Source organism: Arthrobacter sp. 3Tela_A, assembly GCF_049311025.1.
Classification (GTDB): domain Bacteria; phylum Actinomycetota; class Actinomycetes; order Actinomycetales; family Micrococcaceae; genus Arthrobacter_B.
This window is the reverse complement of the sequence record NZ_JAXIOM010000045.1, coordinates 25,994-34,313: the sequence shown is the minus strand read 5'-3', so window position 1 is coordinate 34,313 and position 8,320 is coordinate 25,994. Positions and strand designations below refer to the sequence as shown.

Sequence of the window (8,320 nt, the reverse complement as noted above, 5' to 3'; positions counted from 1 at the left end):
GCTGTGCTCCTGTCCCCGGGGACGGGGTCCGCGGGTACGGGGCGCCCATCGGCGGCTGCAGCGGGGGGAACTGCTGTGCCGGGAACTGCTGGGCAGGGAACTGCGAGCCCGGGGTCGGCGGGGCCGGCGGAATGAAGGGCGGCCGTGATTCCGGCTGGGGCACCGGCGGGACCGGGACCGGTGCCGCACCAGCCGCTCCCCTCGCCTGCCCCGCCTGCCCCGGCCCCTGCGGGGCAAGGACCGCGTCCCGCCGGCCGGCCTCATAGCCCTCCTGGAAGATCTGCGCCGGATGGGGAAGCCCGTCGCCATACGGTGACGCAGCGGAAGCACCGGCGCCCCGGCGGGACGTCAGCCTCCCCACCGCGAATCCGGCCGCCGCGACGGCAAGAAAAAAGATGAACTCCCCCATGACCTGCTGCTTTCCCCCTAGACGTCCAGACCCGCCTATCCTAAGGTGCCTTTCCAATGCATGCCCGGAGGCATGCCCTCCTGTGGAAAATCCAGTCCTCTTCTCCCCCTTATCTTCAGCTTTTCTTCAGATTTTTCTTCAAGTTCTTCTTCAGTTGTCCCACACAATGGCGCCCTGCCCTCCCCCTGCGTACCCGGCCTGTTCCGGCGCCAAAGGGCAACTGGTAACGTCGGCCCCGGGGTGGCCGCCAGTGAAGGACAGCCGGTGGAAGGGCTTGGACGCCATGCATCTTTCGGTCCTGGGAACACAGCAGCGCATCTATGGTGAAGCACAGGTGCCCAACTCCAAATACCACGCGCACCGTGCCCTGATCCTGGCTTCCCTGGCTCCGGGAATCAGCCGGATCACCGGACTCACCGACGCCCGCCACGTCCACTACACGGTTGCCATGCTGCGTTCGCTCGGCACCCGGATCGACGTCGACGGCGGCACCTACGTAGTGCACGGCGGCCCCTACCGGCCGCTGAGAAACGAAGTCTCCGCCGGCAGCTCCGGCACCACCCTGTACTTCATGGTGGGGCTGGCAGCGCTGGGGTCCAGAGACGTGACGGTGACCGGGCAGAAGTACTTCCAGCGCCGCCCGATTGGACCGCTGCTGCAGGCCCTTACCCAGATGGGACTCGACGTCGCCTCCCCCACCGGATGCCCGCCCATCCGGGTGCGCGCCCGGCGCCCCGCCGGCGGAGAGGTCCACATCGCCGGAACACTCTCCCAGTGGGTCTCGGGGCTGCTGCTGCTCGCGCCGTTTGCGGAGCAGCCAACCTCGGTGGTGGTGGACGGCACCCTGAACGAACGCACCTATCTTGAACTGACCGTCCAGATGATGCGCCGCTTCGGCCTTCAGATCGACGTCCAGGACGACTGGCACCGCTTTGAGATACCGCCCGGGCAGGAGGCCGTGCCCACGCAGATGCGCATGCCCGAAGACATCGGATCTGCCGCCTTCGGCCTGGCAGCCGCTGCCCTCCATCCTTCGGACCTGCTGCTGCGCGGCCTGCGCTCGGTCACCGCAGAGGGGGCAGACCATCCCGAGGCCGATTTCCTGGACATCGCCGCGTCCATGGGGCTGCCAATGGCCTACGACGCCGGGACGGACGGTGTGCGGGTCAGGCATGACGGGCTGCGCCTTCAGCCGGCAGAGATCGACTGCCGTTCCGTACCGGATATGCTGCCGGTGCTTTCGGTCATGGCGGCCTGTGCCGACGGTGAGAGCGTCTTCCGCAGCGTGGGACACGTCCGGCTGAAGGAATCGGACCGGGTGGCGGCCATGGCGCAGCTGAACTCCATGGGAGCAGGGGTCAGGACGGCGGGCAGTGACCTGATCATCCGCGGCACACAGGTCCTGACCGCAGCCGACTTGTCCTCCTTCAACGACCACCGGGTGCTGATGTCCCTGGCCGTCGCAGCCTCCGGTGCCGTGGGGCGGAGCACGCTCAGCTACCCCAATGCCTACCGGATTTCCTATCCGGAGTTCCTCGACGCAATGAACTCGTTTGGCCTGTCGATGCAGGTGCAGGACGGCCCGGTCCCCCGCCGGCGCACCACCAGGAACGCCAAGACCCGCGCGCCGCAGGGCACGGCTCCGTCACCGGCGCAGGCAGCCCTGGTTCCTGGCCCGGACTGGGTGCGCCGCTGGGCAGCTGAACGTCCCGGCCACACCGCAGTGACCGACGGCCGGCCGCAGGACTCCGGGCACCTGACCTGGGCCCAGCTCGACGCCGGTGCCGACCGGGTGGCAGCCCTCCTGCAGGACCTGGGCATCCGCACCGGAGACCGGGTGGCGTTCCAACTGCCGAACTGGACCGAATTCGTTCTGCTCTGTACTGCCGTGATGCGCATTGGCGCCGTCGCTGCGCCCATCATGCCGATCTTCCGCGAGCGCGAAGTCGCCTTCGCCCTGCACCGCTCCCGGGCCGCCGTCGTGGTAGTCCCGGCGGAATTCCGCGGCCGTCACTATGCCCGGGAACTGGGCGGTATCCTCTCGGCAGGAACCGGAACTGACCCCGCCTATGACCTCGCGGTGCGCCATGTCCTGGTAATCGGCGGCGCCGCACCGGCACTGCCGGGCACCGGCGTCACCTGGCACGGGTGGGAGCAGGAACTGGCTGAAACCCGGGTGGACCGGGAACGGATCGATGCCGCTGCCCCCGCAGCGGACTCCGCCGCCCAGCTGCTGTTCACCTCCGGCACCACGGGTGAGCCCAAGGCCGTGCTGCACCGGCATTCAACTCTCTCCCGGGCAGCTGCACTGCAGGCACAGCACCTGGGGCTGCATACCGGGGATGCAGTGTTCATTCCGTCCCCCCTGGCACACCAAACCGGATTCCTCTACGGAATGTGGCTCTCCTTCGTGCTGGGTGTCCCGCAGATCCTGCAGCCGGTCTGGGAACCGGTCCGTGCCCTGAATCTGCTGCAGGGCTGGAAGGGCAGCTTCGTCCAGGCCGCCACTCCGTTCCTGGCCGACCTGGTGAAGGCCGTGGAAGCAGGGGCCCCGGCGCCGGCAAGCCTGCGGATCTTCGTCAACACCGGTGCCGGTGTTCCCCGGCACCTCGCCGAACGCGCCACCCGGGTGCTGGGGGCGTGGGTCTGCGGGGCGTTCGGCACAACCGAAACCTGCCTGGGCGCAGTCTCCTCCCCCGGCGGTGACCCGGCACTGGTCTGGGGCACCGACGGGAAGCTGCTCCCGGGGGTGCAGGCGCGGATTGTCAGCGACGACGGGCAGCTGCTGCCTTCCGGCAGTGAGGGCAATTTTGAGCTGCTCAGTCCCACCATGTTCGAGGGCTATCTGGACCGGCCGGATCTGACCAAGGAAGCCTTCACCGACGACGGCTGGTACCGCACCGGAGACCTGGCCACGCTGGACGACGCCGGATACCTGCGCATCACCGGCAGGGTGCGGGATGTGATCAACCGCGGCGGAGAGAAGATCCCCGTGGCTGAGATCGAGCAGCTGCTGTACCGGCACCCGCTTGTTGACGACGTCGCGCTGGCCGCCATGCCGGATCCCCGCCTGGGCGAGCGTGCCTGCGCCTTTGTGGTGCCGGTGCCGGGAGCTGCCCCCACCCTGGCCGAACTCACCCGGTATCTGGACAGCTGCCAGGTCTCCAAGCACTATTGGCCGGAGCGGCTGGAGCTGCTGGAAGCCATCCCGCGGAACCCGGTGGGCAAGGTCCAGAAATTCCTGCTGCGCCAGCGGGCACAGCAACTGGCCGGGAGCGTCCCGGCCGGCACAGACAGGAGCCAGGCGTGAAGACCAGCACGGTGCGAGCTGACGGACGCGGAAGTTCGATTCCCGAACCGGAGTACCAAACACTGCTTGGCCGGGTAACCGACTGGGTGGAAGGGCCCGGAGAAGCCTGGGCCGAGGAAATAGAGGCGACCGGCAAGGTGTCCGGTGAACTCTGGAACCAGCTGCGCGCCGAGGGTTTCCTCTCCCTTGCCGCACCCCGGGACCTGGGCGGCGCCGGCCTGAGCTTTCTGCAGTGGATGGGGCTAATGGAGGTCTTCTCCCGCTCCCATGCCTCGGTGCGGATGATCGTCCACGTCCTCAACGGCACCTGGCGGGCCATGAATCCCTTCGCCGACGAGGTGCAGCGGCAGAAATTCATCGTGCCCGCCGTCGCCGGGGAATCCGTGGTGGCCTTCACTCTGACCGAACCTGCCAACGGCAGCGGCGTCGACATTACGTCCTCCGTCCGCCGCGACGGCGACACGTACTACCTCACCGGGTCCAAGCACCTCATCACCTTCGGCGTCCGCTGCGACTACTGGCTTCTTTTCGCACGCCTGGAGGGAAGCTCCGGCCGGGACGGCACCGTGGCGCTGCTGGTCGACCGCAACACCCCGGGCGCCGAGGTGGAAGACACGTCCAGGACCATGGGAGTGCGCGGCACCGACCACGCTTCGCTGAGGTTCACCAACGCCCCCGTCCCGGTCGCGAACCGGCTCGGTGCGGAAGGCGAAGGCCTGGCAGTGGCTCTGGGCGGTTTCCTCACTCCCAGCCGGATCTCCGTAGCCATGAGCTGTGTGGGGCTGGCCCAGCGCGCCCAGCAGCTGGCGGTTGCCTACGCGGCCGGGCGCACAACCTTCGGCAAGCCGCTCGCCTCCCGGCAGGCCATCGCCTTCACCCTGGCGGAGAACGCAGCGGACATCGCTGCAGCCAAAGCCCTCACCCTCACCGCCGCCGCAGCCTGGCAGAACGCCGATCCTGACTCGACGGCTCTGTCTTCCATGGCCAAGCTGACCGCCGTGGACATGCTGGGCAGGGTCACGGACAAGGCGCTGCAGGTGCACGGCGGAATCGGTTACTGGCAGTCCCAGCCCATAGAGCGGGTGTACCGCGATGCCCGTGCGCAGCGGTTCGAAGAGGGCACCAATGAAATCCAGAAGTCCGTCATCGCCAAGGCAATTCTCGGCGGAGCAACGGGCTAGGTCCGTACCGTGCACTCGGACCCGCGGCTGGGAGTGCGTCGTTTCCGGCATGCCTTCGCCCCGGGCCGCATCGGATCCCTGCGGCTGCCGCACCGGATCATCATGGGCAGCATGCACCTGAACTTCGAGGCAGACGCGGATGCGCTGGCGGCTTTCTACGCAGAGCGTGCTGCCGGCGGGGCGGCACTGATCGTCACCGGTGGTGCCGCCGTAAACCGCGACGGTTCTGGCGGAAAAACCTACCTGGTGTGCGGCGAACCGCCGTTTCTGCCTGCAGCGCAGACGGCGCTGAAGGCAGTGCACGACGCCGGCGGGCGACTGGCGCTGCAGCTGTTCCACGCCGGGCGATACGCCTTTACCGAAACCTACGGACGGCAGCCCCTGGCACCGTCGGCCGTGTGGTCCGGCTACTCGAAAGCCGATCCCCGTGCCATGGACGAAGAACAGATCCGCCAGACCCTGCAGGACTTCGCTGCTGCGGCGGGCCAGGCCCGCGAGCTGGGGTTCGACGCCGTTGAAATCATGGGGTCCGAGGGGTATCTGGTCAACCAGTTCGCGTCCCCGGAGACCAACCTCCGGGACGATGCGTGGGGCGGGGACCCTGTTCGGAGGCGTGCCTTTCCGCTGGCCGTCCTGGCCGCTGTGCGCAGGGCTGCCGGCCCGGACTTCCCCGTCATCTTCCGTATGTCCGGAGCAGACCTCACAGCAAACGAGGGGGCTCCGGAGGAATACGGTGCCCTGGCCGCGGCCCTCGCCGACGCCGGAGCCGATGCGCTCAGCATCGGGATCGGCTGGCACGAATCGCAGATCCCCACGGTACAGTCGCTCGTGCCGCACGGCAGCTGGCTTTCCGTGGCCGCAGGGATCCGGGCAAGCCTGCGCAGCCGGGGACACCGGCTGCCCGTGATCGGTTCCAACCGCATCAATTCGGTGGAACAGGCCAACGCTGCACTGGCCCGGGGCAGCGTGGATTTTGTGTCGATGGCACGCCCGTTCCTGGCCGACCCGCGGATCCTGGCCAAGACCGAAGCCGGGCGCGTGGATCTGGTGAACACCTGCATCGCCTGCAATGAAGCCTGCATAGACCGTTCCCTTGGCACGGAACCGGTGTCCTGCCTGGTGAATCCGAGGGCGGGCCGGGAGCTGGAGTTCCCGCCCGCCGAGGCCGAAGTTTGCGCAGACGGAACTGCAGTGGCTGTCGCAGGCGCCGGTCCGGCCGGTATGCAGGCAGCAGCCACCCTCGCGGCGGCCGGAGTTCAGGTCTATCTTTTCGAGTCGGAAGCTGAAATCGGGGGCCAGTTCCGCCTGGCCCGCTGTGTGCCGGGCAAGGCGGATTTCGCCGAAACCATCCGCTATTTCTCGAATGAGCTTCCCAGGCTCGGTGTCAGGATCCATACCGGGGTCCGGATCGCAGCTGCAGGGCTCGCCGGCTTTCGCCACGTTGTGGACGCAACCGGCGTCCTGCCGCGGACAGTGCAGCTGGCCGGTGCCGGGATTCCGGTGCTGGACTACCGGCAGGCCTTCGCCAACCCGGCAGCCCTGCCTGCACGGATTGCCGTCGTCGGCGGCGGGGGCATAGCCGTTGATTTGGCGCATCTGCTGCTGCAGGAAAACAAACCAGGGACGCCGGGGCCTGAGTCCGGGCTGGACGCTGCCGCGCGGTTCACGCGGGAGCACCTCCGCCCGGAGCCGCCGCGCGCGGACGGCCGGCAGATAACACTGCTGCGCCGCGGTGCGCGCATCGGAGACGGCATTGGGATCTCCACCCGCTGGGCTGCGCTGCAGGCCCTGCGGAATGCCGGCGTCGTGCTGCGCACCGGGGTTGCCTACCGGAAACTGGTCCCCGGCGGGCTGCTCATCGACGGGCCGGAAGGCGCCGAACTGATTGCGGCAGACGCCGTCGTGCTGGCCGCCGGACAGGTGGAGAACACTGTCCTGCAGCGCGGACTGGCGGCAGCCGGCATCCCGTACACCGTCATTGGCGGAGCAGCTTCTGCAGCCGGGCTGAACGCCGTCCGTGCCTTTGCCGAGGGTCTGGAAGCCGGCACGGCCGTGGCAGCGGCGCTGCTGGCCGGAACCCGGGAACGCAAAAGGGCCCCGCTGCCGTAGCAGCGGGGCCCTTCAATGCTGAACCGTATGGTCCGGCGTCAGAACATCAAATTACTTGATGATCTTGGTGACGCGGCCGGATCCAACGGTGCGGCCGCCTTCGCGGATAGCGAAGCCGAGGCCCTCTTCCATTGCGATCGGCTGGATCAGTTCAACGGTCATTTCGGTGTTGTCACCGGGCATAACCATTTCCGTACCCTCGGGCAGGGTGATAACACCCGTGACGTCGGTGGTGCGGAAGTAGAACTGCGGGCGGTAGTTCGAGTAGAACGGGTTGTGGCGGCCGCCTTCATCCTTGGACAGGATGTAGACGTTTGCCTCGAAGTCGGTGTGCGGGGTGATGGAACCCGGCTTGACGACAACCTGGCCACGCTCTACGTCTTCGCGCTTGATGCCGCGGAGCAGCAGGCCACAGTTCTCGCCGGCCCATGCTTCGTCGAGCTGCTTGTGGAACATCTCGATACCGGTAACCGTGGTCTTCTGGATCGGGCGGATGCCAACGATCTCGACCTCGGAGTTGATAGCGAGGGTACCGCGCTCGGCGCGGCCCGTAACAACGGTGCCACGACCGGTGATGGTGAAGACGTCTTCGATCGGCATCAGGAACGGCTTGTCCTTGTCGCGAACGGGGTCCGGAACGTTGTTGTCAACGGCTTCCATGAGTTCTTCGACGGACGCAACCCACTTGGGGTCGCCTTCCAGTGCCTTCAGGCCGGAAACGCGAACGACGGGAGCGTTGTCGCCGTCGAACTCCTGGGAGCTCAGCAGTTCGCGAACTTCCATTTCCACGAGGTCGAGAAGTTCCTCGTCCTCAACCATGTCGGACTTGTTCAGCGCGACCAGCAGGTAGGGAACACCAACCTGGCGGGCAAGCAGAACGTGCTCGCGGGTCTGAGCCATCGGGCCGTCAGTAGCGGCAACCACGAGGATTGCGCCGTCCATCTGAGCTGCGCCGGTGATCATGTTCTTGATGTAGTCAGCGTGGCCCGGGGCGTCAACGTGTGCGTAGTGACGCTTCTCGGTCTGGTACTCAATGTGCGAGATGTTGATGGTGATACCGCGCTGACGCTCTTCCGGCGCGGAGTCAATAGCAGCGAAGTCGCGCTGCTCGTTCAGGTCAGGGTACTTGTCAGCAAGCACCTTCGAAATGGCAGCGGTCAACGTGGTCTTTCCATGGTCAACGTGACCAATGGTGCCGATGTTGACGTGCGGCTTAGTCCGCTCGAACTTTGCCTTCGCCACGGGTTCCTCCTAGAAAGGTTAGAAGACTCAATCACCAGCCGCGCTTCTCGCAACTGATCCGATACAAGT

General features: G+C 67.0%; 4 protein-coding genes and 1 pseudogene. 3 read left to right on the top strand and 2 right to left on the bottom strand.

Annotated features, from left to right (window positions below; translation table 11 throughout):
* Nucleotides 1-409 (bottom strand): annotated as a pseudogene (locus tag TVC13_RS13150) (hypothetical protein); the annotation flags it as partial.
* Between the two features lie 283 nt (nt 410-692).
* Here TVC13_RS13150 and aroA point away from each other — a divergent pair.
* Genes aroA through TVC13_RS13135 form a run of 3 tightly spaced genes read left to right on the top strand, consistent with a single transcriptional unit; the run spans nt 693 to nt 7,009 of the window.
* Nucleotides 693-3,719, top strand: a complete 3,027-nt coding sequence (gene aroA / locus TVC13_RS13145; RefSeq protein ID WP_422401634.1) for a 3-phosphoshikimate 1-carboxyvinyltransferase — start codon at nt 693-695, stop codon at nt 3,717-3,719.
* A complete protein-coding gene (locus tag TVC13_RS13140; RefSeq protein WP_422401633.1) occupies nt 3,716-4,900 on the top strand; it encodes an acyl-CoA dehydrogenase family protein in 1,185 nt (394 codons plus the stop codon). Before aroA ends, TVC13_RS13140 begins: the two co-directional genes overlap by 4 nt.
* Before the next feature lie 9 nt (nt 4,901-4,909).
* Nucleotides 4,910-7,009 (top strand): FAD-dependent oxidoreductase, encoded by a 2,100-nt coding sequence (locus TVC13_RS13135; protein ID WP_422401632.1) that lies wholly within the window; start codon nt 4,910-4,912, stop codon nt 7,007-7,009.
* Between the two features lie 51 nt (nt 7,010-7,060).
* On the opposite strand, the gene tuf is transcribed toward TVC13_RS13135, so the two are convergent.
* On the bottom strand, nt 7,061-8,251 hold the full coding sequence (tuf, locus tag TVC13_RS13130; RefSeq protein WP_055239344.1) for an elongation factor Tu: 1,191 nt from the start codon (nt 8,249-8,251) through the stop codon (nt 7,061-7,063).
* Nucleotides 8,252-8,320 lie beyond the last annotated feature (69 nt).